Origin of the sequence: Mycolicibacterium xanthum (assembly GCF_019710635.1) — a bacterium.
In the GTDB taxonomy this organism is placed as follows: Bacteria; Actinomycetota; Actinomycetes; order Mycobacteriales; family Mycobacteriaceae; genus Mycobacterium; species Mycobacterium xanthum.
This window is the reverse complement of sequence record NZ_JAIFZS010000027.1, coordinates 1-24,327: the sequence shown is the minus strand read 5'-3', so window position 1 is coordinate 24,327 and position 24,327 is coordinate 1. Positions and strand designations below refer to the sequence as shown.

27 protein-coding genes are annotated in these 24,327 nt (G+C 70.4%); 22 read left to right on the top strand and 5 right to left on the bottom strand.

Annotated features, from left to right (window positions below; translation table 11 throughout):
- Nucleotides 1-12: 12 nt before the first annotated feature.
- Complete coding sequence (locus JDV09_RS12265) at nt 13-585, bottom strand: TetR family transcriptional regulator (protein WP_221369405.1); 573 nt, start codon at nt 583-585, stop codon at nt 13-15.
- A 127-nt stretch (nt 586-712) separates the two neighbouring features.
- Between JDV09_RS12265 and bioB the strand changes: the two genes are divergently transcribed.
- The 3 genes from bioB (at nt 713) to JDV09_RS12250 (ending at nt 2,684) form a co-directional block, all read left to right on the top strand.
- Entirely contained in the window at nt 713-1,708 is a 996-nt protein-coding gene (gene bioB / locus JDV09_RS12260; protein ID WP_221369404.1) for a biotin synthase BioB, read from the top strand.
- Entirely contained in the window at nt 1,708-1,935 is a 228-nt protein-coding gene (bsaP, locus tag JDV09_RS12255; protein WP_221369403.1) for a biotin synthase auxiliary protein BsaP, read from the top strand. The genes bioB and bsaP overlap by 1 nt, the downstream gene beginning before the upstream one ends.
- Nucleotides 1,936-2,015: 80 nt before the next feature.
- The gene (locus JDV09_RS12250; RefSeq protein ID WP_255605257.1) at nt 2,016-2,684 is read left to right on the top strand and encodes a DUF2567 domain-containing protein; all 669 of its coding nucleotides are present in this window, start codon (nt 2,016-2,018) and stop codon (nt 2,682-2,684) included.
- Here JDV09_RS12250 and JDV09_RS12245 read toward each other — a convergent pair.
- Both JDV09_RS12245 and JDV09_RS12240 read right to left on the bottom strand, forming a co-directional pair.
- Entirely contained in the window at nt 2,620-3,972 is a 1,353-nt protein-coding gene (locus tag JDV09_RS12245) for a lipase family protein (protein WP_221369401.1), read from the bottom strand. The genes JDV09_RS12250 and JDV09_RS12245 overlap by 65 nt on opposite strands.
- A 42-nt stretch (nt 3,973-4,014) precedes the next feature.
- On the bottom strand, nt 4,015-4,692 hold the full coding sequence (locus JDV09_RS12240) for an NUDIX hydrolase (RefSeq protein WP_308124111.1): 678 nt from the start codon (nt 4,690-4,692) through the stop codon (nt 4,015-4,017).
- A 73-nt stretch (nt 4,693-4,765) separates the two neighbouring features.
- On the opposite strand from JDV09_RS12240, the gene nadA reads away from it, so the two are divergent.
- The 4 genes from nadA to JDV09_RS12220 are packed head-to-tail and all read left to right on the top strand — an operon-like array spanning nt 4,766 to nt 8,711.
- On the top strand, nt 4,766-5,809 hold the full coding sequence (nadA, locus tag JDV09_RS12235) for a quinolinate synthase NadA (protein WP_221369399.1): 1,044 nt from the start codon (nt 4,766-4,768) through the stop codon (nt 5,807-5,809).
- Entirely contained in the window at nt 5,806-7,377 is a 1,572-nt protein-coding gene (locus tag JDV09_RS12230) for an L-aspartate oxidase (protein WP_221369398.1), read from the top strand. The genes nadA and JDV09_RS12230 overlap by 4 nt, the downstream gene beginning before the upstream one ends.
- Complete coding sequence (gene nadC / locus JDV09_RS12225) at nt 7,377-8,234, top strand: carboxylating nicotinate-nucleotide diphosphorylase (protein ID WP_221369397.1); 858 nt, start codon at nt 7,377-7,379, stop codon at nt 8,232-8,234. Before JDV09_RS12230 ends, nadC begins: the two co-directional genes overlap by 1 nt.
- Nucleotides 8,235-8,237: 3 nt before the next feature.
- On the top strand, nt 8,238-8,711 hold the full coding sequence (locus JDV09_RS12220; protein WP_308124101.1) for a hypothetical protein: 474 nt from the start codon (nt 8,238-8,240) through the stop codon (nt 8,709-8,711).
- Between the two features lie 3 nt (nt 8,712-8,714).
- Here JDV09_RS12220 and JDV09_RS12215 read toward each other — a convergent pair whose 3' ends face one another.
- The gene (locus JDV09_RS12215) at nt 8,715-9,086 is read right to left on the bottom strand and encodes a nitroreductase family deazaflavin-dependent oxidoreductase (protein WP_221369489.1); all 372 of its coding nucleotides are present in this window, start codon (nt 9,084-9,086) and stop codon (nt 8,715-8,717) included.
- Nucleotides 9,087-9,176: 90 nt separating this feature from the next.
- Here JDV09_RS12215 and hisD point away from each other — a divergent pair, with 90 nt between their 5' ends.
- From hisD to JDV09_RS12170, 9 genes are all read left to right on the top strand, one after another.
- A complete protein-coding gene (hisD, locus tag JDV09_RS12210) occupies nt 9,177-10,520 on the top strand; it encodes a histidinol dehydrogenase (protein WP_221369396.1) in 1,344 nt (447 codons plus the stop codon).
- Nucleotides 10,517-11,644 carry a histidinol-phosphate transaminase gene (locus tag JDV09_RS12205; protein ID WP_308124100.1) on the top strand — a complete coding sequence of 376 codons (1,128 nt, stop codon included), beginning with the start codon at nt 10,517-10,519 and terminating at the stop codon, nt 11,642-11,644. Before hisD ends, JDV09_RS12205 begins: the two co-directional genes overlap by 4 nt.
- A gap of 8 nt (nt 11,645-11,652) precedes the next feature.
- Nucleotides 11,653-12,279, top strand: a complete 627-nt coding sequence (hisB, locus tag JDV09_RS12200; RefSeq protein ID WP_221369487.1) for an imidazoleglycerol-phosphate dehydratase HisB — start codon at nt 11,653-11,655, stop codon at nt 12,277-12,279.
- Nucleotides 12,276-12,896, top strand: coding sequence for an imidazole glycerol phosphate synthase subunit HisH (gene hisH / locus JDV09_RS12195; protein ID WP_221369395.1), 621 nt, complete (start codon nt 12,276-12,278; stop codon nt 12,894-12,896). Before hisB ends, hisH begins: the two co-directional genes overlap by 4 nt.
- A gap of 5 nt (nt 12,897-12,901) precedes the next feature.
- Nucleotides 12,902-13,651, top strand: coding sequence for a bifunctional 1-(5-phosphoribosyl)-5-((5-phosphoribosylamino)methylideneamino)imidazole-4-carboxamide isomerase/phosphoribosylanthranilate isomerase PriA (gene priA / locus JDV09_RS12190; protein WP_372452904.1), 750 nt, complete (start codon nt 12,902-12,904; stop codon nt 13,649-13,651).
- A complete protein-coding gene (locus JDV09_RS12185; protein ID WP_221369394.1) occupies nt 13,648-14,466 on the top strand; it encodes an inositol monophosphatase family protein in 819 nt (272 codons plus the stop codon). The genes priA and JDV09_RS12185 overlap by 4 nt, the downstream gene beginning before the upstream one ends.
- Nucleotides 14,463-15,248: an imidazole glycerol phosphate synthase subunit HisF gene (gene hisF, locus JDV09_RS12180; protein ID WP_221369393.1), complete on the top strand. Its 786-nt coding sequence runs from the start codon at nt 14,463-14,465 to the stop codon at nt 15,246-15,248. Before JDV09_RS12185 ends, hisF begins: the two co-directional genes overlap by 4 nt.
- Entirely contained in the window at nt 15,245-15,592 is a 348-nt protein-coding gene (gene hisI / locus JDV09_RS12175; RefSeq protein WP_221369392.1) for a phosphoribosyl-AMP cyclohydrolase, read from the top strand. The genes hisF and hisI overlap by 4 nt, the downstream gene beginning before the upstream one ends.
- A gap of 69 nt (nt 15,593-15,661) precedes the next feature.
- Nucleotides 15,662-16,597 carry an alpha/beta hydrolase gene (locus JDV09_RS12170; protein WP_221369485.1) on the top strand — a complete coding sequence of 312 codons (936 nt, stop codon included), beginning with the start codon at nt 15,662-15,664 and terminating at the stop codon, nt 16,595-16,597.
- 35 nt (nt 16,598-16,632) lie between these two features.
- On the opposite strand, the gene JDV09_RS12165 is transcribed toward JDV09_RS12170, so the two are convergent.
- Complete coding sequence (locus JDV09_RS12165; RefSeq protein WP_255605241.1) at nt 16,633-17,106, bottom strand: peroxiredoxin; 474 nt, start codon at nt 17,104-17,106, stop codon at nt 16,633-16,635.
- Nucleotides 17,107-17,138: 32 nt separating this feature from the next.
- Between JDV09_RS12165 and JDV09_RS12160 the strand changes: the two genes are divergently transcribed.
- The 6 genes from JDV09_RS12160 to lgt form a co-directional block, all read left to right on the top strand.
- The gene (locus JDV09_RS12160) at nt 17,139-18,662 is read left to right on the top strand and encodes an anthranilate synthase component I (RefSeq protein WP_221369391.1); all 1,524 of its coding nucleotides are present in this window, start codon (nt 17,139-17,141) and stop codon (nt 18,660-18,662) included.
- Nucleotides 18,659-19,252: a TIGR02234 family membrane protein gene (locus JDV09_RS12155; protein ID WP_221369390.1), complete on the top strand. Its 594-nt coding sequence runs from the start codon at nt 18,659-18,661 to the stop codon at nt 19,250-19,252. The genes JDV09_RS12160 and JDV09_RS12155 overlap by 4 nt, the downstream gene beginning before the upstream one ends.
- Before the next feature lie 72 nt (nt 19,253-19,324).
- On the top strand, nt 19,325-20,143 hold the full coding sequence (trpC, locus tag JDV09_RS12150) for an indole-3-glycerol phosphate synthase TrpC (protein ID WP_221369389.1): 819 nt from the start codon (nt 19,325-19,327) through the stop codon (nt 20,141-20,143).
- Nucleotides 20,144-21,406 (top strand): tryptophan synthase subunit beta, encoded by a 1,263-nt coding sequence (trpB, locus tag JDV09_RS12145; RefSeq protein WP_221369388.1) that lies wholly within the window; start codon nt 20,144-20,146, stop codon nt 21,404-21,406. It abuts the gene before it with no gap.
- The gene (trpA, locus tag JDV09_RS12140) at nt 21,403-22,191 is read left to right on the top strand and encodes a tryptophan synthase subunit alpha (protein ID WP_221369387.1); all 789 of its coding nucleotides are present in this window, start codon (nt 21,403-21,405) and stop codon (nt 22,189-22,191) included. The genes trpB and trpA overlap by 4 nt, the downstream gene beginning before the upstream one ends.
- On the top strand, nt 22,188-24,327 hold a 2,140-nt coding region (gene lgt, locus JDV09_RS12135; RefSeq protein ID WP_221369386.1), incomplete at its 3' end, for a prolipoprotein diacylglyceryl transferase. The genes trpA and lgt, both read left to right, overlap by 4 nt.

The window sequence follows — 24,327 nt, the reverse complement described above, 5'->3', positions numbered from 1 at the left end:
CGGGCCGGCGGGTCAGGCCCCGGCGCGGCTGTGCGCGGCGATGCCGTCGACGAGCAACCCCAGCCCGAAGCCGAACCGGGCGGTCGGGTTCTCGGTCCACACCGGCTGCACGACATCGGCGCCCGCGGCGTCCCACTGCAGCCGCGACTGCTCGTCGGCGGTGAAGCCGAGCACGTAGTAGACCACGGTGCGCGCGGTCACCTCGGCGTTGTCGGGCGCCACCCCGGCGTCGGTCGCGGCCTCGCCCAGCGCGGCGAGCAGGTCGACCATCACGGCCGACTGGCCGGCGGCCAGGCTGGCCGACACCAGCTCGGCGCCGTCGGTGTGCGACAGCAGGGCCTCGCGCAGCTGCCCGCACAGGCCCATGATCCGGTCACGCCAGTCGCCGGGGCGGGTGTGGACCGGTTCGAGGATGCGGTCGGCCACCGCGCCGAGCAGCTGCTGCTTGTTGGCGAAGTGCCAGTACAACGCGCCGGCGGAGACGTCGAGCTCACGGGCCAGCCGGCGCATCGACAGGTCGGCGATGCCGTAGCTGTCCAGCAGTGTGGTCGCGGCCTCGACCACGTCGCGTTTGTGGAGCTGCACGCCGGTACCCTAACCTGAACGGTGTTCAAGGGACGGTTCGACCGTCGTGTTCAAGTGACGGTTCGGCCGTCGCGTTCGAGTGACGGTTCGACCGTCGCGTTCAAGTGACGGTTGTAGGGGAGCACGGGTGAGCGACATTCTGGCGGTGGCACGCGAACAGGTGCTGGAGCGGGGCCAGGGCCTCGACCAGGACCAGACCCTGCAGGTGCTGCAGTTGCCGGATGATCGGCTCGACGAACTGCTGGCGCTGGCGCACGAGGTGCGGATGGCCTGGTGCGGCCCCGACGTCGAGGTCGAGGGCATCATCAGCCTCAAGACCGGCGGCTGCCCGGAGGACTGCCATTTCTGCTCCCAGTCGGGGCTTTTCGCCTCCCCGGTGCGCAGCGCATGGCTCGATGTACCGAGCCTGGTGGAGGCCGCCAAGCAGACCGCCAAGACCGGCGCAACCGAGTTCTGCATCGTGGCCGCGGTGCGTGGACCCGACGAGCGGCTGCTGGCACAGGTGGCCGCGGGTATCGAGGCGATCCGCAACGAGGTCGACATCCACATCGCCTGCTCGCTGGGCATGCTGACCGCCGAACAGGTCGAGCGGCTCTCGGCGATGGGTGTGCACCGCTACAACCACAACCTCGAGACGGCGCGGTCGTTCTTCACCAACGTCGTCACCACCCACACCTGGGAAGAACGCTGGGACACCCTGCAGATGGTCCGCGAGGCCGGCATGGAGGTGTGCTGCGGCGGCATCCTCGGCATGGGTGAGACGCTCGAGCAGCGCGCCGAGTTCGCCGCCAACCTCGCCGCGCTGGATCCGCACGAAGTGCCGCTGAACTTCCTCAATCCGCGTCCGGGCACGCCGTTCGGCGATCTGGAGGTACTGCCGGCGGCCGAGGCGCTCAAGGCGGTGGCGGCGTTCCGGCTGGCGCTGCCGCGCACGATGCTGCGGTTCGCGGGCGGCCGGGAGATCACCCTCGGTGACCTCGGCGCCAAGAAGGGCATCCTGGGCGGCATCAACGCCGTCATCGTCGGCAACTACCTGACCACGTTGGGACGACCGGCCGAAGCCGACCTGGAGCTGCTGGAGGATCTGCAGATGCCGATCAAGGCCCTCAACGCGACCCTGTGATGGTGCGCGACCTCCCCGCTCCCGTCGGCGCAGGGGTCTACAACGTCTACACCGGCGACCCGGCGGGTAGCGCCGTGCCGACCGCGGCTCAGCTCGGCCTCGAACCGCCCAGATTCTGCGCCGAGTGCGGTCGCCGGATGATCGTGCAGGTACGCCCGGACGGATGGTGGGCGAAGTGCTCGAGGCACGGGCTGGTGGATTCCAAGGAGCTGGAGCTGTTCCGATGAGCCTCTCGGGCAGCGACGAGCCCTCGGGCAAGGAGCCGTCGGGCAGCGACGAGCCCTCGGGCGAGGAGCCGTCGGGCCCGATGAAAGTCCCGGGCCAATACCCGGCCGCCTCCCGGGTGTCGTGGTCACGTGCCGCGCTGACCGTCGTCATCGGGCTCGCGCTGGCCGGTGCGCTGCTCGGGGCGCTGTGGGCCTGGTTGGCCCCGCCGATCCACGGGGTCGTCGCGCTCACCAAGGCCGGCGATCGGATCAAGGCCTACCTGGGCGACGAGTCGGAGCACTGGTTCACCGCGGCCGCTCTGATGGTCGGCATGGTCACGGCGATGGCGGTGATCGCCGCCGTTCTGGTGTGGCAGTGGCAGGCCCATCGCGGGCCGGTGATGGCTGCCGCCCTCGCGGTGGGCTCGCTGGCCGCTTCGGGTGCCGCAGTCGGTGTCGGGGCACTGGTGGCCCGGGTGCGCTACGGCGTGATCGACATCGCCGCCGCACCGGTGTCCGGGGACCATCGGGTGCACTACGTGGTGGAGGCGCCGTCGGTGTTCTTCGGACCCACACCGTTGCAGATCGCGCTGACCATCCTGGGCCCGGCCGCGGCCGCGGCGATGGTTTACCTGCTGCTGGCCCTGTCCTCGCCACGGGAGGACCTCGGCGCCTGGCCGCCGATGCGGTACCCCGTCGTGGCCGCTACTGGTCGAATCGCGACAGCGGATGACGGTCCACCCGCCGCCCCGTCACCACCCGTGCCGTGATCAGACCCAGCGTCAGCATGCCGCGGTAGGTCGACGGGTTCAGCAGCGTCGGCCATTTGGTGCGCGCGATGTGGGCGCGCAGCGGCCGCCCGGCGAACCGGTCGCGCAGCCAGCGCAGCGTCATCGGGGCCGACATCGGGTGCAGCAGCATGTGCTCGCTGAACATGTCGCGGTGGTAGGTGACGCTGGCGCCGCCGTTGGTGTAGGTCTCGGTCAGATCGTCGATGTCCTCGACCGAGATGATCCGGTCGTGCACGGCCTGCACGATGAGCACCGGCGTCTTGGGCGCATTGGTGCCTAGCTTGATGCTGTCGAAGACGTTCTGGACCTCGTCGGTCAGCAGGATCTCTTCGAGTGGCCGGTCGATCAGCGTGGCCATGTCCCTGCCCACCAGAGACAGCAGGGCATGCGCGGTGGTCATCTTCTCGATCCGCGCCAACATGGCCTTGCCCTCTTCGGTGGCGTGGTCGTTGATCACGCGGTCCAGGTCGGGATAGATGTGGGTCAGGGCCGCGACGACCAGCGCGGGCAGGCCCGCATAGATGCTGCCGTTGAGGCGGCGGAAGGTGTGGCCGAGGTCACCGACCGGGGAGCCGAGCACCGCGCCGACCATGTTGAGCTCCGGGGCGTAGTCGCCCTGCACCTCGGCGGCCCACGCAGAGGCCAGCCCGCCGCCGGAGTAGCCCCACAACCCGACCGGGGATCCCGCGGGCAGGTCCAACGGGCGGTGGTTGGTCGCGGCCCGGATGCCGTCGAGCACGTGGTAGCCCGGTTCGTAGGGCGCGCCCCAGATGCCCGCCGTGCCCTCGTGGTCGGGCACCGAGACCGCCCAGCCCTCGGCCAGCGCCGCGGCGATCAGCAGGAACTCGAATTGTGCCAGCGCACCCAGTGCGCGGGCGCCGCGACGCAGCGCATAGGACGGGAAGCACCGGCCGGCCACCGCATCGATGGCGCACTGATACGACACGATCGGGGTCGGCCCGTCGGTGGTCCGCTCGATCGGCACCACCACGGTCGTCACCGTGGTCTGCGGCTCGCCGTTGAGGTCGGTGGTGCGGTAGAGCAGCTGGGTCGCGGTGAACGTCTGCGGGATCAGGCCGAGGAAGGCCAGCTCGACGTCTCGGGACCGCAGCACGGTGCCGGGTCTGGCGTGCTCGAAGCCGGCCGGGGGAACGTAGAACGGGTCCTTGGCGGGTACCGCCGGGCGGACCTTGCGCCGCAGCGGCTCATGGTGGGGCTGGCCGATCCACGCTGCGGCGGATGACCGTGCGGCGTTGCCCATGTCCATGCCGGCATTGTTACTTAAGAGTGCATTAAGAATCCAGTCGACTCACCCGGGTGGGCGCAATGCGGCGAACTCGTCGGTGACCCGGTAACGGGAGTCGGTGAACCGGTACAGCGCGGCGGGGCGGCCGCCGCTGCGCCCCGAGCGGGCGGTGGTACCGGTGCGGGTGATGACGTGCCTGCGCTCGAGCACCCGTTGCAGGTTGGTGGCGTCCACCTGGTGGCCGAGCGCGGCGCTGTAGATGTCGCGAAGCGCCGAGAGTGCGAATTCACTTGGGGCCAAGGCGAACCCGATGTTGGTGTAGGAGAGCTTGGCGACCAGGCGGTTCCTGGCGTGTTCGACCATCGGGCCGTGGTCGAAGGCCATCGGGGGCAGATCGCTGACCGGATGCCAGCGGGTGTCCGCCGGCAACTCCGGCGTGGCGGGGGAGGGCACCAGGCCGAGGAACGTCGAGGCGATGGTGCGCGGGCCCGGAACCCGCAAAGGGTCGGAGAACACAGCAAGCTGCTCGAGGTGGGCAAGCTCACGTAGATCCACCTTCTCGGCGAGTTGGCGGCGCACCGAGCTCGTCAGATCCTCGTCGGCGCCGAGGCCTCCGCCGGGAAGTGACCACCGACCTCGCTCGGGATCGAGTGCACGCTGCCACAACAGCACGTGAAGTGCGGGTTTCCCGCTGGTGTCCGCGGGCTGTCGGTCGCGAACCTGGAACACCGCGGCCAGCACCTCGTGGTCAGTGCTAATATGGGCCATGTTTTCGATTATAAGTCGAAAACCTCGAGGAGTGAAGGAGGCGGAAATGACGGTTCTCGACCGGATGCCCGCTAACGATCTGACCGCACGGATCGTCGACGGTCCCGGCGGCTACTCCGGCGTCGACGGGGACGAGGAGTGGGCCGCGGAGGTGCGCCGCCTCGCCGACCTGCGTGGCGCGACGCTGCTGGCGCACAACTATCAGCTGCCCGCGATCCAGGACGTCGCCGATCACGTCGGCGACTCGCTGGCGCTGTCGCGGATCGCCGCCGAAGCTCCCGAGGAGACGATCGTCTTCTGCGGGGTGCACTTCATGGCCGAGACGGCCAAGATCCTGTCACCGGCCAAGACCGTGCTGATTCCCGATCAGCGGGCCGGCTGCTCGCTGGCCGACTCCATCACCGCCGACGAACTGCGGGCCTGGAAGGCCGAGCATCCCGGGGCGGTCGTGGTGTCCTACGTCAACACCACCGCCGCGGTGAAGGCCGAGACCGACATCTGCTGTACGTCGGCCAACGCGGTCGAGGTGGTGGCGTCGATTCCCGAGGACCGCGAGGTGTTGTTCTGCCCCGATCAGTTCCTCGGCGCCCACGTGCGGCGGATCACGGGCCGCAAGAACCTGCACGTGTGGGCCGGCGAATGCCACGTGCACGCCGGAATCAACGGTGACGAGCTCGCCGACCAGGCACGCACCCATCCCGACGCGGAGCTGTTCGTGCACCCCGAGTGCGGCTGCGCGACCTCGGCGCTCTATCTGGCCGGCGAGGGCGCGTTCCCGGAGGACCAGGTCAAGATCCTGTCCACCGGCGGAATGCTCGACGCGGCGCGCGAGACCGGCGCCCGCCAGGTGCTCGTCGCCACCGAGGTCGGCATGCTGCACCAGTTGCGCCGCGCGGCACCCGGGGTCGACTTCCAGGCGGTGAACGACCGCGCGTCGTGCCGCTTCATGAAGATGATCACCCCGGCGGCCCTGCTGCGCTGCCTGGTCGAAGGCGCCGACGAGGTCGACGTCGACCCGGAGATCGCGAAGCGGGCGCGGGCCAGCGTGCAGCGCATGATCGAGATCGGACAGCCCGGCGGCGGCGAATGAACCCGTCCTGCGGGGGTGCCGGCATCTGGCGCCAGCGCGCCGACGTCGTCGTCGTGGGAACCGGGGTAGCCGGTCTGGCAGCGGCGCTGGCGGCGCACCGGCGCGGGCGCAGCGTCGTGCTGCTCAGCAAGGCCCCGCAGGGCGAAGGATCGACCGCCACGTTCTACGCGCAAGGTGGTATCGCCGTGGTGCTGCCCGATGCGTTCCACGACGACGGTGACTCGGTCGACGCGCACGTCGCCGACACCGTCGCGGCCGGTGCCGGGCTGTGCGATCCGGTGGCGGTGCGCTCGATCGTGGCCGACGGCTACCGTGCCGTCACCGAATTGGTCGGCGAAGGAGCGCATTTCGACGAGAGCACACCCGGTCACTGGTCGCTGACCCGCGAGGGTGGGCACTCCCGGCGCCGGATCATCCACTCGGGTGGGGACGCCACCGGCGCCGAGGTGCAGCGGACGCTCAACCACGCCGCGGCCACCCTGGACATCCGGCGCGACCACGTCGCCCTGGAACTGGTGCTCGACGACGCCGGTGCGGTCAGCGGCGTGCTGGTGCTCAGCGGGGACGGACTCGGGGTCCTCCATGCATCCTCGGTCATCCTCGCCACCGGCGGGCTCGGCCACCTCTACCAGGCCACCACCAACCCCGACGGGTCGACGGGCGACGGGGTGGCGCTGGCGATGTGGGCCGGGCTGCCGGTCAGCGACCTGGAGTTCATCCAGTTCCACCCGACGATGCTGTTCGACCAGGGCAGCACCGGGCGGCGGCCGCTGATCACCGAGGCACTGCGCGGCGAAGGCGCGAAACTCGTCGACGCACGGGGAAACCCGGTGACCGCCGGGGTGCATCCGATGGGAGACCTGGCGCCGCGCGACGTCGTCGCCGCCGCGATCGAGGCCCGACTCGCCGAGACCGGTGACCCCTGCGTGTTTCTCGACGCCCGCGGGATCGCCGATCTGCCCGCCCGTTTCCCGACCGTCACCGCGGCCTGCCATGACGCCGGCATCGACCCCACCCGCCAGCCCATCCCGGTGGTGCCCGGCGCCCACTACAGCTGCGGCGGTGTGGTCACCGACGTGCACGGTCGTACCGCGATCGACGGCCTGTTCGCCGCGGGCGAGGTCGCCCGCACCGGAATGCACGGTGCCAACCGGCTGGCCTCCAACAGCCTGCTGGAGGGGCTGGTCGTCGGCGGGCGGGCCGGTGCGGCCGCCGCCGAGCATGCCCAGACCAGCCGGCCGGGCCGTGTCGTGACCCCTTCCGCCCCACAGCGTCCCGTTGCGTCGCGTGCCGAGCTGCAGCGCGCGATGACCCGGCATGCCTCGGTCGTGCGCACCGGCACCGGCCTCGCCGAACTCGTCGACGTGCTGGATGCGGCGCCCGCCCGGACGATCAAGTCGCATCGAGACTTCGAGGATGCCGCGCTGACCGCCGTGGCGAAGGCCGTCGCCGCGGCCGCCCAGGCGCGCACCGAATCCCGCGGTTGTCATCACCGCGCCGACTTCCCCGCCACCGACCCGGCGCAGGCCTTCAGCCGCACGCTGGTCCCCGAGGTGGCGGGCAGCTGATGGCACTGACCGACACCGAGCTGGCCGAGGCTCGCGCGGTGATCAGCCGCGCGCTCGACGAGGATCTGCGTTACGGCCCCGACGTCACCACGCTGGCCACCGTTCCCGCCGACGCGACCACCTCCGCGGCGATGGTCACCCGGGAGGCCGGGGTGATCGCGGGCTCCGACCTGGCGCTGATGGTCCTCGACGAGGTGCTCGGCCCGGGCGGCTACCGCGTCGAGTCCCGGGTGCCGGACGGCACCCGGCTGGACGCCGGTGGCGTCGCGCTGACCGTCGAGGGTCCCACCCGCGGGCTGCTCACCGCCGAGCGCACCATGCTGAACCTGGTCTGCCACCTGTCCGGGATCGCGACCGCCACCGCGGCCTGGGTCGAGGCGGTGTCGGGTACGTCGGCGCAGATCCGCGACACCCGCAAGACGCTGCCCGGCCTGCGGGCCCTGCAGAAGTACGCGGTGCGGGTCGGCGGCGGGGTGAACCACCGGATGGGCCTGGGCGACGCCGCGCTGATCAAGGACAACCACGTCGCGGCGGCCGGCTCGGTGCTGGCCGCGCTGCGGGAAGTGCGCGCCGCCGCCCCGGAGCTACCGTGCGAGGTGGAGGTCGACTCGCTGGAGCAGCTCGACGAGGTGCTCGCCGAGGACGTGGAGCTGGTCCTGCTGGACAACTTTCCGGTCTGGCAGACCCAGATCGCGGTTCAGCGCCGCGATTCCCGTTCGCCCGGCACCAAGCTGGAGTCCTCGGGCGGGCTGTCGCTGCCCACCGCCGCCGACTATGCGGGAACCGGGGTGGACTACCTCGCGGTCGGCGCGCTGACGCACTCGGTGCGGGTCCTCGACCTGGGCTTGGATCTGTAGACCGTGGCGAAGTCGTCCGGGCGTGCGGTGTCCTGCCTCGCCCTCGCGGTGGCCCTGGCAGCCCTGGCGGTGGCGCTGTTCGCGGTGCTGCATCGGCCCGACGACAGCCCCGAATACACCGAGACCGAGCGGGTGGACGCCAAGTCCGCCATCTGCGCTGCCTTCTTCACGGTGCGCACCGGGGTGGCGACCAACACCAACCTCGAGCCCCCCGGCGGGGCCGACGACATCACCGGTTCGCTGGCCGCTGCCGCCAACGCCCGGGTGGCGCTCTACGACGGGGGGCAGTACCTGCTGGCCCGGCTGGGCGCGGCCACGCCCGAGGACCTGGCCGGCCAGATCCGCCGGTTCGCCGACCAGCTGATGGACATCGGCGCGGCGGCCACCGCCGGGGCGCCCAACACCGATCCGGCGCAATCGGCCCGGCTGCGAAACGCCGAAGACCTGAGTGCGCAGATCAGCGGGATGTGCGGCTGAGCGTCACCCGGCGATGTCGGCCACGAAGACCCCCGACCGCTTGGCGATGATCCGGGCCGTCTTCGGCAGCGACGGGTCCACGGTGCCCGCCGGCAGCACCCGCGGCTGCACCAGGTGGAAGGTGGAACCGCCGATGCGGATGTCGGCCTCGCCCGCGGCCAGCACGTTCTTCACCCAGTTGGTCTTGCCGTGGGCCAATCCGATCGCCAGCACCGACCCCTTGCGGTACGGCGTGACGATGGTCTCGTAGTCCTTGCCCGAGGTGCGTCCGCGGTGGGTGATCACGCCGAGCCCCGGCATCCGCTTCGACAGCGGGCGCACCAGCGGATTGATGTACTTGATCTGCAGTCGCTCGAACCAGGCGGGGAAGATCATCGGCACGCCGGGCGCGTTGTTGGGGTGGTTGCTTCTGCTGGGTCGACCGGCCACGACGCCTCCGATACCGATTTGTGCTGCTCTGGGACAATGGTCATCGTGAATGTATCGCCAGGGCTCCTGCGGCGCATCGACCTGCGCGGCGCAACGCTGTCGGCGGCGGCTCTGCGGGCCGCGCTGCCACGCGGTGGCGTCGACGTCGACACCGTCGTACCGAAGGTGCGTCCCATCGTCGAGGCCGTCGCGCAGCGTGGCGCCGAGGCCGCCCTCGAGTACGGCGCCTCGTTCGACGGCATCCGCCCTGACCGGGTCAGGGTCCCCTCGGAGCAGATCGGTGCGGCTCTGGACGCCCTGGACGCCGACGTGCGGACCGCGCTCGAGGTGGCGATCGAACGGGCCCGCGCGGTGCACGCCGACCAGCACCGCAGCGACACCACGACCACCCTGGCGCCCGGGGCCACGGTCACCGAACGCTGGGTCCCGGTGGATCGGGTCGGGCTCTACGTCCCCGGCGGCAACGCCGTCTACCCGTCCAGCGTCGTGATGAACGTGGTGCCCGCCCAGACCGCGGGCGTCGATTCGTTGGTGATCGCCAGCCCGCCGCAGGCCGACCACGACGGGCTGCCGCATCCGACGATCCTGGCCGCCGCCGCACTGCTGGGCGTCACAGAGGTGTGGGCGGTCGGTGGGGCGCAGGCCGTGGCGCTGCTGGCCCACGGCGGCCTGGACACCGACGGCGCGGAGCTGTCCCCGGTGGACATGATCACCGGGCCCGGCAACATCTACGTCACCGCCGCCAAGCGGATCTGCCGGTCCCAGGTCGGCATCGACGCCGAGGCCGGACCGACCGAGATCGCGATCCTGGCCGACCACACCGCCGACCCGGTGCACGTCGTGGCCGATTTGATCAGCCAGGCCGAGCACGACGAGATGGCGGCCAGCGTGCTGGTCACCGACAGCGCGGAGCTCGCCGACGCGACCGACCGCGAGCTGGCCCGGCAGCTGGAGACGACCGTGCACCGGAACCGGGTGACGGCCGCGCTGAGCGGGCCGCAGTCGGCGATCGTGCTGGTCGACGACCTCGATGCCGGTGTGCGGACGGTCAACGCCTACGCCGCGGAGCACCTGGAGATCCAGACCGCCGACGCCGCCGGGGTGGCCGGCCGGATCCGCGCCGCAGGTGCGATCTTCGTGGGCCCGTGGGCGCCGGTCAGCCTCGGCGACTACTGCGCGGGCTCCAACCACGTGCTGCCCACCGCGGGTTGCGCGCGGCACTCCAGTGGGTTGTCGGTGCAGACGTTCCTGCGCGGCATCCATGTCGTGGACTACACCGAGGCCGCCCTGAAGGACGTCTCGGGCTACGTGATCACGCTGGCGCAGGCCGAGAACCTGCCCAGCCACGGGGAAGCGGTGCGCCGGAGGTTCGAGAGGTGACCACACCCGTTTCCGGCGTCATCCCCGGCTCCGCGGTGACGCTGGACGACCTGCCGCTGCGCGACGACCTGCGGGGCAAATCCCCTTACGGCGCACCGCAACTGGCGGTGCCGGTGCGGTTGAACACCAACGAGAATCCGCATCCGCCGACCCAGGCGCTGATCGACGACGTCGCCGGCTCGGTGCGGGCGATCGCCGGAGAGCTGCACCGCTACCCCGACCGGGACGCGGTGGACCTGCGCACCGACCTCGCCGCCTATCTGAGCGCCCAGACCGGGATCCCGGTCGGCGTCGAGAACGTCTGGGCGGCCAACGGTTCCAACGAGATCCTGCAGCAGCTGCTGCAGGCGTTCGGCGGTCCGGGCCGCACCGCGATCGGCTTCGTGCCGTCCTACTCGATGCATCCGATCATCTCCGACGGCACCCAGACCGCCTGGCTGGTCGCCAACCGCGCCGACGACTTCAGCCTCGACGCAGCCGTCGCCGCCCGCGCGATCAGGGAGCACACCCCCGACATCGTGTTCGTCGCCAGCCCGAACAACCCGTCGGGCCAGAGCGTTTCGCTCGACGACCTGCGGCAGCTGCTGGACGCCATGACGGGTGGCCTGATGATCGTCGACGAGGCCTACGGCGAGTTCTCGTCACAGCCCAGCGCGATCGGGCTGCTCGACGAGTACCCGGCCAAGCTGGTCGTCACCAGGACCATGAGCAAGGCGTTCGCCTTCGCCGGCGGCCGGCTCGGCTACCTGATCGCGGCCCCCGCGATGATCGACGCGATGCTGCTGGTGCGACTGCCCTACCACCTGTCCTCGGTGACCCAGGCCGCCGCCCGGGCCGCGCTGCGGCACGCCGACGACACCCTGGGCAGCGTCGCCACGCTGATCGCCGAGCGGGAACGGGTGTCGGAGGCCTTGACCGGCATGGGGTTCCGGGTGATCCCCAGTGACGCCAACTTCGTGCTGTTCGGCGAGTTCGCCGACGCCCCCGCCACGTGGCAGCGCTACCTCGACGACGGCGTGCTGATCCGCGACGTCGGGATCCCCGGATTTCTGCGGGCCACCATCGGACTGGCCGACGAGAACGACGCGCTGCTTGCCGCCAGCGCCCGGATAGGAGCATCGTGACCGATCTGATCGACACCTCCGTGCGTTCCCCGCGCCGCGCCACCGTCGCGCGCACCACCAGGGAATCGGACATCGTCGTCGAACTCGACCTCGACGGCACCGGCCAGGTCAGCGTCGACACCGGCGTCCCGTTCTTCGACCACATGCTGACCTCGCTGGGCAGCCACGCCAGCTTCGACCTCACCGTCAAGGCGACCGGCGACATCGAGATCGAGGGCCACCACACCATCGAGGACACGTCGATCGTGCTGGGCCAGGCGCTCGGGCAGGCGCTGGGCGACAAGAAGGGCATCCGGCGCTTCGGCGACGCGTTCATCCCGATGGACGAGACGCTGGCGCACGCCGCCGTCGACGTGTCGGGCCGTCCCTACTTCGTGCACACCGGGGAGCCCGACTACCTGGTGGAGTTCACCATCGCCGGGTCCGGGGCGCCGTACCACACGGTGGTCAACCGGCACGTCTTCGAGTCGCTGGCGTTCAACGCCCGCATCGCGCTGCACGTGCGCACGCTCTACGGCCGCGATCCGCACCACATCACCGAGGCGCAGTACAAGGCGGTCGCCCGGGCGTTGCGTCAGGCGGTGGAGTACGACCCCCGCGTCAGTGGCGTGCCGTCCACCAAAGGCACGCTGTGACACGCAAGCTCGTGGTCCTGGACTACGGTTCGGGCAACCTTCGCTCGGCGCAGCGCGCGCTGGAGCGGGTCGGCGCCGAGGTCGAGGTGACCGCCGACCCGGCGGCGGCGATGGCCGCCGACGGGCTGGTGGTGCCCGGCGTCGGCGCGTTCGAGGCGTGCATGACGGGTCTGCGCAAGATCGGCGGGGAGAAGATCATCGCCGACCGGATCGATGCCGGCCGTCCGGTGCTGGGGGTGTGCGTGGGCATGCAGATCCTGTTCGCCCGCGGCGTCGAGTTCGGCGTCGAGAGCACCGGCTGCGGTCAGTGGCCGGGCTCGGTGGTGCGGCTGGACGCGCCCGTCATCCCGCACATGGGGTGGAACGTGGTGGATGCGCCGGCCGACAGCGTGCTGTTCCGCGGGCTGGGCCCCGACACCCGCTTCTATTTCGTGCACTCGTATGCCGCCCAGCAGTGGGAGGGCAACCCCGACGCGCTGCTGACCTGGGCGAGTCACCATGTTCCGTTCCTGGCGGCCGTCGAGGACGGTGCGCTGTCGGCCACCCAGTTCCACCCCGAGAAGAGCGGTGACGCCGGTGCCGAATTGCTGTCCAACTGGATCGGGGCGCTAAGTTGAGCGCCGTGGATGCGACCGCTGCGAAATTGATCCTGCTGCCCGCCGTCGACGTCATCGAGGGCCGTGCGGTGCGCCTGGTCCAGGGGCAGGCCGGCAGCGAGACCGAGTACGGGTCGGCGCTGGACGCGGCGATGACCTGGCAGCGCGACGGCGCCGAGTGGATCCACCTGGTGGATCTCGACGCGGCGTTCGGTCGTGGCTCCAACCGGGAGCTGCTGGCCGAGGTGGTCGGCAAGCTCGACGTCGCGGTGGAGCTCTCCGGCGGGATCCGCGACGACGACTCGCTGGCCGCGGCGCTGGCCACCGGATGCGCCCGGGTGAACCTGGGTACTGCGGCGCTGGAGAACCCGCAGTGGTGCGCCAGGGTGGTGGCCGAGCATGGCGAGAAGGTCGCGGTCGGGTTGGACGTCAAGATCGTGGACGGGTTGCACCGGCTGCGGGGGCGTGGCTGGGAGACCGACGGCGGCGATCTCTGGACGGTGCTGGAACGTCTTGACCGCGAGGGTTGTTCGCGTTTCGTCGTCACCGACGTGACCAAGGACGGCACCCTCAACGGCCCCAATCTCGAGCTGCTCGACGGTGTGTGCGGGCGAACCGATGCGCCGGTGATCGCCTCCGGTGGGGTGTCCAGCCTGGACGACCTGCGGGCGATCGCCACCCTCACCGACCGCGGCGTCGAGGGCGCCATCGTCGGAAAAGCGCTCTACGCAGGGCGATTCACGCTGCCCCAGGCACTCGCCGCCGTCAGCTCGTGACCGTCGACCCGGATCAGCTGGCCGCGCTGCTCGACACCGCGGCCGGGGTGCTCGATGCCGCGTCGAGCCAGTTCATCGCCGGGCATCGGGCCGAGTCGGCGGTCGCCAAGAAGGGCAACGACTTCGCCACCGAGGTGGATCTGGCGATCGAGCGCCGCGTGGTGGCCGAGCTGACCCGGCTGACCGGGATCGGGGTGCACGGGGAGGAATTCGGCGGCGAATCGCTGGACGCCGAACTGGTGTGGGTGCTCGACCCGATCGACGGCACGTTCAACTATGCCGCGGGTTCGCCGATGGCCGCGATGCTGCTGGCGCTGCTGTGGCGGGGTGAGCCGGTGCTGGGGCTGACCTGGCTGCCGTTCATCGGGCAGCGCTACACCGCGATGGCCGGGGGGCCGGTGCGGTGCAACGGCGACGCGCTGGCTGCGCTGGGGCCGACCGTGCTGGCCGAATCGGTGGTCGGGATCGGGACCTTCAACATCGACTCGCGCGGACACTATCCCGGCCGGTACCGCGCACAGGTGCTGGCCAACCTCAGCAGGCGCTGTTCCCGGGTGCGGATGCACGGCTCGACGGGCATCGACCTGGCCTTCGTCTCGTCCGGAATCCTCGGTGCGGCAGTCAGTTTCGGCCACCACATCTGGGACCACGCGGCCGGGGTGGCGCTGGTGCGGGCCGCCGGCGGCATCGTCACCGACCTCGCGGGCGAGCCGTGGACCGTCAGCTCGCCCTCGGCACTGGCCGCGGCCCCCGGGGCGCACGAGCAGATGCTGGAGCTGGTATCGGCGGCCGGCGAACCGGAGGACTACCTGTGAAATCCGCCAGCGACGTGGCGACCCGCGTCATCCCGTGCCTGGACGTCGACGCCGGCCGGGTGGTCAAGGGCGTCAACTTCGAGAACCTCCGCGACGCGGGCGATCCCGTCGAACTGGCGGCCGCCTACGACGCCGAGGGCGCCGACGAGCTGACGTTCCTGGACGTGACGGCGTCCTCGTCGGGCCGCGCCACCATGCTCGACGTGGTCCGGCGCACCGCCGAGCAGGTGTTCATCCCGTTGACCGTCGGCGGCGGTGTGCGTTCGGTGGGCGACGTGGACGCGCTGTTGCGCGCCGGCGCGGACAAGGTGTCGGTCAACACCGCGGCGATCGCGCGGCCCGACCTGCTCTCGGAGCTTTCGCGTCAGTTCGGGTCGCAGTGCATCGTGTTGTCCGTCGACGCCCGCACCGTTCCGGCGGGTTCCGCGCCGACCCCGTCGGGCTGGGAGGTCACCACCCATGGCGGTCGCCGGGGCACCGGCATCGACGCCGTCGACTGGGCGGTGCAGGGCGCCGAGCTCGGGGTCGGGGAGATCCTGCTGAACTCGATGGACGCCGATGGCACCAAGGCCGGTTTCGACCTGCCGATGCTGCGTGCGGTGCGGGGTGCGGTGTCGGTGCCGGTGATCGCCAGCGGCGGCGCGGGCGCGGTGGAGCATTTCGCGCCTGCGGTGGCGGCCGGGGCGGATGCGGTGCTCGCGGCCAGCGTGTTCCACTTCCGGGAGCTGACCATCGGGCAGGTGAAGGCGGCGATGAAGGCCGAGGGGATCACGGTGCGATGACGCTGGATCCGGCGATCGGGGCACGTCTGAAGCGCAACGCCGACGGCCTGTTCGCCGCGGTGGTGCAGGAGCGCGGCACCGGTCAGGTGCTGATGGTCGCGTGGATGGACGACGACGCGTTGGCGCGCACGTTGGAAACCCGTGAGGCGACGTACTTCTCGCGCTCCCGCGGTGAGCAGTGGGTCAAGGGTGCGACGTCGGGGCACACCCAGCATGTGCACTCGGTGCGGCTGGACTGCGACGGCGACACCGTGCTGCTCGAGGTCGATCAGGTCGGCGGCGCCTGCCACACCGGCGATCACACCTGCTTCGATGCCGACCTGCTGCTGGGCGATGAGGCTTAAGCTGCCCGAGTGAGGAGACTGGCGGCCCTCGCGGGTCTGGCGACGGCAGGAATTGCGATCCGTCGCTACATGTCCGCGCGCGAAGACCTCGCGGCCGTGAGCCCCGAGTTGCGCCGCGCCGTCCTGCCGTTCGTAACCCCTCCGGGCAACGCGCGCATTCTGCGTGTGAATCGGTTCGTCGCCAGGCTGACGACCCCCTCGGGCTGCGAGGTCGAGACGGCCGAACGCTTCGTCGGCGATGGGGGGCTTCGGGTGGTCGTGACGACCACGCACGATGGCGGATCCCCGCGCCCCGCGGTGCTCTGGATCCACGGCGGTGGATATGTCCTCGGCTCCCCCCAGTTCGAAGGGTTCCTGACCGGTCCCATCGCATGCGAGATCGGTGCCGTGGTGGTCTCCCCGGACTACCGCCTGGCCCCAGAACACCCGTATCCGGCGGCCTTGGACGACTGCATGGCGACGCTGCGGTGGATGCGAGATCACGCTGACGAACTCGGTATAGACCCGGGCCGTGTCGCGGTCGGTGGCGCAAGTGCGGGTGGCGGACTGTCGGCCGCGGTGGCGCAACGAAGTCACGACGAAGGGATCAGCCTGCGGGCGCAGGTCCTCGTGTATCCGATGCTCGACGATCGCACCGTGTTGCGCGCCGACCACGCCGGCCGCGGCCGGTTCATGTGGACCCCGGCATCGAGCCGGTTTGGCTGGACGTCCTATCTCGGTCGGGAGCCGCGGATGTCCGACGCGCCGGAATACGCCGTGCCCGCGCGGCGAGAACAACTCGAGGGTCTCGCACCCGCCTGGATCGGAGTGGGTGATCTGGATCTGCTGTACGACGAAGATGTGGCCTATGCCGGGCGGCTGCGGGCGGCAGGGGTGCCGTGCGAACTGGTGACGGTGCCGGGCATGTACCACGCAGCAGACGGCCTCGCCCCGAAAGCCCCGTCGATGCAAAGGTTCCGAGCGAGCATGCTTGATCACCTGCGGACCTACTTGCAGGCGTCGTAGAACCGGTCGGTGACTCCGGCTGACCTCCTGGAGGCCTACGCCGACCGGCGCCGGCGCAGCACCTCGAGCGCCTTGTCGGCGTGGGTGTCCATGTTGAGCTCGCTGGCGATGACCGCGAGCACGGTGCGGTCGGTGTCGATGACGAACGTCACGCGCTTCACCGGCATGAACTTGCCCAGCAGGCCCCGCTTGACCCCGAACCGGGCGGCCACCACACCGTCCGCGTCCGACAGCAGCGGGTAGTCGAACCTCTGCTGGTCAGCGAACTGCGTCTGCTTGTCGACCGGGTCGGCGCTGATGCCCACTCGGCTCGCGCCGACGGCCGCGAACTCGGCCGCCAGGTCCCGGAAGTGGCAGGCCTCCTTGGTGCAGCCGGGGGTCATCGCCGCCGGATAGAAGAACAGCACGATCGGCCCGTCGGCGAGCAGCCCGGTCAGCGTCCGGGGCGCCCCGGTATGGTCCGGGAGCTCGAACTCGGCCACCCGGTCGCCCTGCTTGATGCTGTTCATGAGCACCACGGTACGTCTGGGAGGATGACGGGGTGCAATCCACCGCCAACCTCGCGACGACGTCGCGTGAGGACTTCCGGGCGCTGGCCGCCGAGCACCGGGTGGTGCCGGTGACCCGCAAGGTGCTCGCGGACAGCGAGACGCCGCTGTCGGCGTACCGCAAGCTCGCCGCGAACCGGCCGGGAACGTTTCTGCTGGAATCCGCTGAGAACGGTCGGTCGTGGTCACGCTGGTCGTTCATCGGCGCCGGCGCGCCGTCCGCGCTGACCGTCCGCGACGGCCATGCGGTGTGGCTCGGTGCCATTCCGCAGGACGCGCCCGCCGGCGGTGACCCGTTGCAGGCGCTGCGCGCCACCCTGGCGCTGTTGGAGACCGCGCCGCTGCCGGGGCTGCCGCCGTTGTCCTCCGGGCTGGTGGGCTATTTCGCCTACGACATGGTGCGCCGGCTGGAGCGGCTGCCCGAGTCGGCCGTCGACGATCTCGGCCTGCCCGAGATGATGATGCTGCTGGCCACCGACATCGCCGCGGTCGACCACCACGAGGGCACCATCACGCTGATCGCCAACGCGGTGAACTGGAACGGCACCGAGGAGCGGGTCGACTGGGCCTATGACGACGCGGTCGCCCGTCTCGACGTGATGACCACCGCGCTGGCCGAGCCGCTGAAATCCACGGTCGCGACGTTCGGCAGGCCCGCGCCGACCTACCGTGCGCAACGCAGCGTGGAGGAGTACACCGCGATCGTCGACAAGCTGGTCGGCGACATCGAGGCGGGGGAGGCCTTCCAGGTCGTGCCGTCGCAGCGGTTCGAGATGACGACCCCGGCAGACCCGCTTGACGTCTACCGGATGCTGCGGGTGTCCAACCCGAGCCCGTACATGTACCTGCTCAACGTGCCCGACGAGAACGGCGGGCTGGACTTCTCCATCGTCGGGTCCAGCCCGGAGGCGCTGGTCACCGTCTCCGACGGCCGCGCCACCACCCACCCGATCGCCGGGACCCGCTGGCGGGGCGACACCGAGGAGGAGGACCTGCTCCTGGAGAAGGAGCTGCTCTCCGACGAGAAGGAACGCGCCGAGCACCTGATGCTCGTCGACCTCGGCCGCAACGATCTGGGCCGGGTCTGCCGGCCCGGCACCGTCCGGGTCGAGGACTACAGCCACATCGAGCGCTACAGCCACGTCATGCACCTGGTGTCGACGGTGACCGGCATGCTCGCCGACGGCAAGACCGCGCTGGACGCGGTGACGGCGTGCTTCCCGGCCGGGACGTTGTCGGGGGCGCCGAAGGTGCGGGCGATGGAGCTGATCGAGGAGGTGGAGAAGACCCGCCGCGGCCTCTACGGCGGGGTGCTCGGCTACCTGGACTTCGCCGGCAACGCCGACTTCGCCATCGCCATCCGCACCGCGTTGATGCGCAACGGCACCGCCTATGTGCAGGCCGGTGGGGGTGTCGTCGCCGATTCCAACGGCCCGTACGAGTACAACGAGGCCACCAACAAGGCCCGCGCCGTGCTGGGCGCCATCGCGGCAGCCGAGACGCTGAGCGAACCGTGACCAGGGTCGCGCAGCTGCTGTTGGTACTCGCGGCGGCGGCGCTGTGGGCGGCGTCGCGGATGACCTGGGTGCAGGTCGGCTCGTTCGACGGGCTCGGGCACCCGAAGACCTCGGAGCTGAGCGGTTCGGCCTGGTCGACGGCGCTGATCCCGCTGGCCCTGGTGGTGCTGGCGGCCGCGGCGGCCGCCCTGGCGGTACGCGGCTGGGCGCTGCGCGTCCTGGCGGTGCTGGTCGCGGCGGCGAGCGCGGCGATGGGCTATCTGGCGATCAGCCTGTGGGTGGTCGTCGACGTGGCGGTGCGCGCCGCCCGGCTGGCCGACGTTCCCGTGGCGGATCTGCTGGGTACCGAACGGCACTACGGCGGGGCGATCCTGACCCTGGTCGCCGGCGTGCTGTCGCTGGCCGGGTCCGTGCTGCTCATGCGATCGGCCGCGCGCCCGCACCACGAGACCGCGCGCTACCGCCGTCGTCCGGCCCCAAGCCCCGACCAGCCTGCGGCGACGATGTCGGAGCGGATGATCTGGGACGCGCTCGACGAGGGGGCCGATCCCACCCGGGACCCAGCCGATCCGGACAACCAGGGGCGGTGAGCGATCGTGGCGCGGTGGCGACTACCCTTCGTTAAGTACCAAACGGCCTTCAGCGAAAGGGAAACGACACCTATGGGTTCGGCGACCGTGCTCGACTCCATTCTCGAGGGAGTCCGTGCCGACGTTGCCGCACGTGAGGCCGTCGTCAGTCTGGCCGAGGTGAAGGAGCGGGCCCAGCGCGCACCTGCGCCCCTGGACGTGATGGCCGCGCTGCGGGCACCGGGGATCGGCGTCATCGCCGAGGTGAAACGGGCCTCACCGTCGCGCGGTGAGCTTGCGCAGATCGCCGACCCCGCCGAGCTGTCGCAGGCCTATCAGGACGGTGGCGCGCGGGTCATCAGCGTGCTGACCGAGCAGCGGCGGTTCAACGGTTCCCTGGACGACCTGGATGCCGTCCGCGCCGCGGTCTCGATTCCCGTGCTGCGCAAGGATTTCATCGTCCGCCCCTACCAGATCCACGAGGCTCGCGCGCACGGCGCGGACATGCTGCTGCTGATCGTCGCCGCGCTCGAACAGCCGGTCCTGGTGTCGCTGCTGGAGCGCACCGAGTCACTGGGCATGACCGCACTGGTCGAGGTGCACACCGAGGAGGAGGCGGACCGTGCCCTGCAGGCCGGCGCCTCGGTCATCGGCGTCAACGCGCGCGACCTCAAGACGCTCGAGGTCGATCGGGACTGCTTCGGGCGAATCGCGCCGGGTCTGCCCAGCAATGTCATCCGGGTCGCCGAGTCCGGGGTGCGGGGCACCGCCGACCTGCTGGCGTACGCCGGTGCGGGTGCCGACGCGGTGCTCGTCGGTGAAGGTCTGGTCACCAGCGGTGACCCGCGCAGCGCCGTCGCCGACCTCGTCACCGCCGGCACGCATCCGTCGTGCCCGAAACCCGCTCGTTAAGTGGCTGGAATCGCCGGGCCCGATCTGCCGCGCGCCAGCGCTGCGGTCGCCGAGCCCACCACGCACGACCCGGACGTCCGCGGCCACTTCGGCGCGTACGGCGGCAGGCTGGTGCCCGAGGCGCTGATGGCCGTCATCGAGGAGGTCACCGCCGCCTATGAGAAGGCCCGCGGAGACCAGGCCTACCTCGACGAACTGGACCGGCTGCAGCGGCACTACACCGGGCGGCCGTCGCCGCTGTACGAGGCGGAGCGGCTCAGCGAGCACGCCGGTGGTGCGCGGATCTTCCTGAAGCGAGAAGACCTCAACCACACCGGATCTCACAAGATCAACAACGTGCTCGGCCAGGCCCTGCTGGCGCGTCAGATGGGCAAGACCAGGGTCATCGCGGAGACCGGCGCGGGCCAGCACGGCGTGGCGACGGCGACCGCGTGCGCGCTGCTCGGGCTGGAGTGTGTGATCTACATGGGCGCGGTGGACACCGCGCGCCAGGCGCTCAACGTGGCCCGGATGCGGCTGCTCGGAGCGACCGTCGTCCCGGTCGAGTCCGGCTCCAAGACGCTGAAGGACGCCATCAACGAGACGTTCCGGGACTGGGTCACCAATGCCGACGACACCTACTACTGCTTCGGCACCGCGGCGGGCCCGCACCCGTTCCCGATGATGGTGCGCGACTTCCAGCGGGTGATCGGGTTGGAGGCCCGCGCGCAGATCCTCGATCAGGCCGGCCGGCTTCCCGACGCGGTCGTCGCGTGCGTCGGCGGGGGCTCCAACGCCATCGGTATCTTCCATGCCTTCATCGACGACCCGGGTGTGCGCCTGGTGGGCTACGAGGCCGCCGGCGACGGAGTCGAGACCGGCAGGCATGCCGCGACCTTCACCGGTGGATCACCCGGCGCGTTCCAGGGGTCCTTCTCATACCTGCTGCAGGACGACGACGGACAGACCATCGAATCGCATTCCATCTCAGCCGGTTTGGACTATCCCGGCGTCGGTCCGGAGCATGCATTGCTCAAGGACATCGGGCGGGCGCGCTACGAACCGATCACCGACACCGAGGCCATGGATGCGTTCTCGTTGCTCAGCCGCACGGAGGGGATCATTCCGGCGATCGAGTCGGCGCACGCAGTGGCCGGCGCGGTGCAGCTGGGGCCCGAACTCGGCCCCGGATCGATCATCGTGGTGAATGTGTCGGGACGCGGCGACAAGGACGTGGAGACGGCCGCGAAGTGGTTCGGCCTGCTGGATGGTGACGCGAAATGAGCAGGCTGGCAGGTCTCTTCGAATCGTGCCGCGACGAGGGACGCTCGGCGCTGATCGGGTATCTTCCCACCGGCTTTCCCGATGTCCAGACCTCGATCTCGGCGATGACGGCGCTCGTCGAGGGTGGCTGCGATGTCATCGAGGTCGGCATCGCCTACTCCGACCCGGGAATGGACGGGCCCACGATCGCCGCCGCCACCGAGGTGGCGCTGCGTGGCGGGGTGCGGGTGCGCGACGCGTTGACCGCTGTCGAGGCGATCAGCAACGCCGGCGGCCGCGCCGTCGTGATGACGTATTGGAACCCGGTGTTGCGCAAGGGTGTCGACACCTTCGCCCGGGACCTGGCCTCCGCGGGCGGGCTCGGGATGATCACCCCGGACCTGATCCCGGATGAGGCCGATGACTGGTTCGCCGCGTCCGAGGCGCATGACCTGGACCGGATCTTCCTGGTCGCGCCGTCGTCGACGCCGGAGCGGCTGGCGATGACCGTGCGCGCCTCGCGCGGGTTCGTCTACGCCGCGTCGACGATGGGGGTGACCGGCGCGCGCGATGCGGTGTCCAATGCGGCGCCCGAACTGGTCCGCAGGGTCAAAGAGGTCTCCGACATCCCGGTGGGTGTGGGTCTGGGTGTGCGGTCGCGTGATCAGGCGGCCGAGATCGGCACTTACGCCGACGGCGTCATCGTCGGTTCCGCGTTGGTCTCGGCTCTGAAGGACGGAATCCCGGCGTTGCGGTCGCTGACCGAAGAACTCGCCGACGGCGTGCGGCAGAGGATCACTGCGTGACGACCACGGTTCTCGCGTATATCCCGAGTCCGTCGCAGGGCGTTTGGCACCTTGGCTTCCTGCCGATTCGTGCCTACGCGCTGTTCATCATCACCGGGATCATCGCCGCGCTGCTGATCGGTGACCGTCGCTGGATAGCGCGGGGCGGGCAGCCCGGGGTCATCTACGACGTCGCCCTGTGGGCCGTGCTTTTCGGCCTGCTGGGTGGGCGCCTTTACCACGTGATGACGGACTGGAAGAAGTACTTCGGCGAGGGCGGCGCGGGTTTCATGGGCGCCTTGAGAATCTGGGACGGCGGTCTCGGAATCTGGGGTGCGGTCGCGCTGGGCGGTGTCGGAGCGTGGATCGGGTGCCGGCGCCTCGGCATACCGCTGCCGGCGTTCGGCGACGCGATCGCACCGGGAATCATTCTGGCCCAGGCGATCGGCAGGATCGGCAACTACTTCAACCAGGAGCTCTACGGTCGGGCCACCACGCTGCCGTGGGGGCTGGAAATCTACGAACGTCGGAACGCCAGCGGCCAGATCGATGCACTCAACGGCGTGTCAACGGGCCAGCTGGAGCGGGTGGTCCATCCGACGTTCCTGTACGAGTTGCTGTGGAACCTGCTGGTTTTCGTGGCGCTGATCGTCATCGATCGCCGGTTCCGGATCGGGCATGGTCGGCTCTTCGCGATGTATGTCGCCGGCTATTGCCTGGGTAGGTTCTGGATCGAGCTGATGCGCAGCGATGAAGCGCAGATGATCGCGGGAATCCGCATCAACACCTTCACCTCGACGTTCGTCTTCATCGGCGCGATCGTCTACATCATGGTGGCGCCCAAGGGGCGGGAAGATCCAGCCAGTCTGCAAGGCAAGCAGGCCACCCAGGCACACGAAGAGACCGAGGTCGAGGACTTCGTCAAAGAGGTCGCGGTCGGATCGGGCGTCGGCGTCGTCGCCGCAGCCAAGGCTACCGCGGCGGATGACCAACCGAACGCGCCGCCGCCTGGTCAGGCCGAGGCATTGACCGCCGACATCGGCCCCGAGGACGAGGTCGACGCGGCAGGTGAAGCCGAGGCTGAGCCCGAGTCTGAGGTAGCCGGTGCCGAGGTGGCTGAGCCTGAGGCCGAGGGGTTGGTTGACGATGTCGAGGCTGAGTCCGGGGCCGACGGCGATGAGGGCGGGGAGTCCAAGCCAGAAGAGGCTGACACGGGCGACATCCTCGCCGCGCCTGATGAGTCCGGTGTTGAGGCTGCCGGTGAGGAGTCGGTAGCCGAGACCGAGGTCGTCGGCGAGGGCGTCGAGGTTGAGCCCGCTGAACCCGAGGCTGAGGTGATCGAGTCTGCTGAGCCTGAGGCTGGTGTGGGTTCGGTGGAGGGTGACGAGGTGGCTGCGGCTGTCGCGGAGGCCCCGGTGGTGCATGCGGGGGCGGTCGCGGGCGAAGCTGAGGCCGAGGCGCTGGTTGAGGGCGTCGAGGCCGAGTCTGAGGCGGATGAGGCCGGGGCGGGCGACGTCCTCGGCGAGTCTGCTGAGCCTGCGGCTGGTGTGGGTTCGGTGGAGGGTGACGAGGTGGCTGCGGCTGTCGCGGAGGCCCCGGTGGTGCATGCGGGGGCGGTCGCGGGCGAAGCTGAGGCTGAGGCGCTGGTTGAGGGCGTCGAGGCCGAGTCTGAGGTGGATGAGGCCGGGGCGGGCGACGTCCACGGCGAGTCTGCTGAGTCCGGTGTTGAGGCTGCCGGTGAGGAGTCGGCAGCCGAGACCGAGGTCGTCGGCGAGGGCGTCGAGGTTGGGCCCGCTGAATCCGGGGCTGAGGTGATCGAGTCTGCTGAGCCTGAGGCTGGTGTGGGTTCGGTTGAGGGTGACGAGGTGGCTGAGGCTGTCGCGGATGCCCCGGTGGTGCATGAGGTGGCTGTCGAGGGCGAAGCTGAGGCTGAGGCGCTGGTTGAGGGCGTCGAGGCCGAGGTGGATGAGGCCGGGGCGCGCGACGTCCACGGCGAGTCTGCTGAGTCCGGTGTTGAGGCTGCCGGTGAGGAGTTGGTGGCCGAGACCGAGGTCGTCGGTGAGGAGTCGGTGGCCGAGACCGAGGCCGTCGGCGAGGACGTCGACGTTGAGCCCGCCGAATCCGGGGGTGAGGCCGAAGAGTCGAGTGAGGTCGAGC

What these genes read in the sequence shown, in the direction of transcription:
- JDV09_RS12165 (WP_255605241.1), bottom strand. Translation starts at nt 17,106, where the DNA reads ATGAACAGCATCAAGCAGGGCGACCGGGTGGCCGAGTTCGAGCTCCCG.
- JDV09_RS12230 (WP_221369398.1), top strand. Translation starts at nt 5,806, where the DNA reads ATGAACCCGTCCTGCGGGGGTGCCGGCATCTGGCGCCAGCGCGCCGAC.
- JDV09_RS12170 (WP_221369485.1), top strand. Translation starts at nt 15,662, where the DNA reads ATGTCCGCGCGCGAAGACCTCGCGGCCGTGAGCCCCGAGTTGCGCCGC.
- hisD (WP_221369396.1), top strand. Translation starts at nt 9,177, where the DNA reads ATGGTCATCGTGAATGTATCGCCAGGGCTCCTGCGGCGCATCGACCTG.
- hisI (WP_221369392.1), top strand. Translation starts at nt 15,245, where the DNA reads ATGACGCTGGATCCGGCGATCGGGGCACGTCTGAAGCGCAACGCCGAC.
- nadA (WP_221369399.1), top strand. Translation starts at nt 4,766, where the DNA reads ATGACGGTTCTCGACCGGATGCCCGCTAACGATCTGACCGCACGGATC.
- JDV09_RS12215 (WP_221369489.1), bottom strand. Translation starts at nt 9,086, where the DNA reads ATGATCTTCCCCGCCTGGTTCGAGCGACTGCAGATCAAGTACATCAAT.
- bsaP (WP_221369403.1), top strand. Translation starts at nt 1,708, where the DNA reads ATGGTGCGCGACCTCCCCGCTCCCGTCGGCGCAGGGGTCTACAACGTC.
- JDV09_RS12250 (WP_255605257.1), top strand. Translation starts at nt 2,016, where the DNA reads ATGAAAGTCCCGGGCCAATACCCGGCCGCCTCCCGGGTGTCGTGGTCA.
- trpC (WP_221369389.1), top strand. Translation starts at nt 19,325, where the DNA reads ATGGGTTCGGCGACCGTGCTCGACTCCATTCTCGAGGGAGTCCGTGCC.
- trpA (WP_221369387.1), top strand. Translation starts at nt 21,403, where the DNA reads ATGAGCAGGCTGGCAGGTCTCTTCGAATCGTGCCGCGACGAGGGACGC.
- JDV09_RS12245 (WP_221369401.1), bottom strand. Translation starts at nt 3,972, where the DNA reads ATGGACATGGGCAACGCCGCACGGTCATCCGCCGCAGCGTGGATCGGC.
- nadC (WP_221369397.1), top strand. Translation starts at nt 7,377, where the DNA reads ATGGCACTGACCGACACCGAGCTGGCCGAGGCTCGCGCGGTGATCAGC.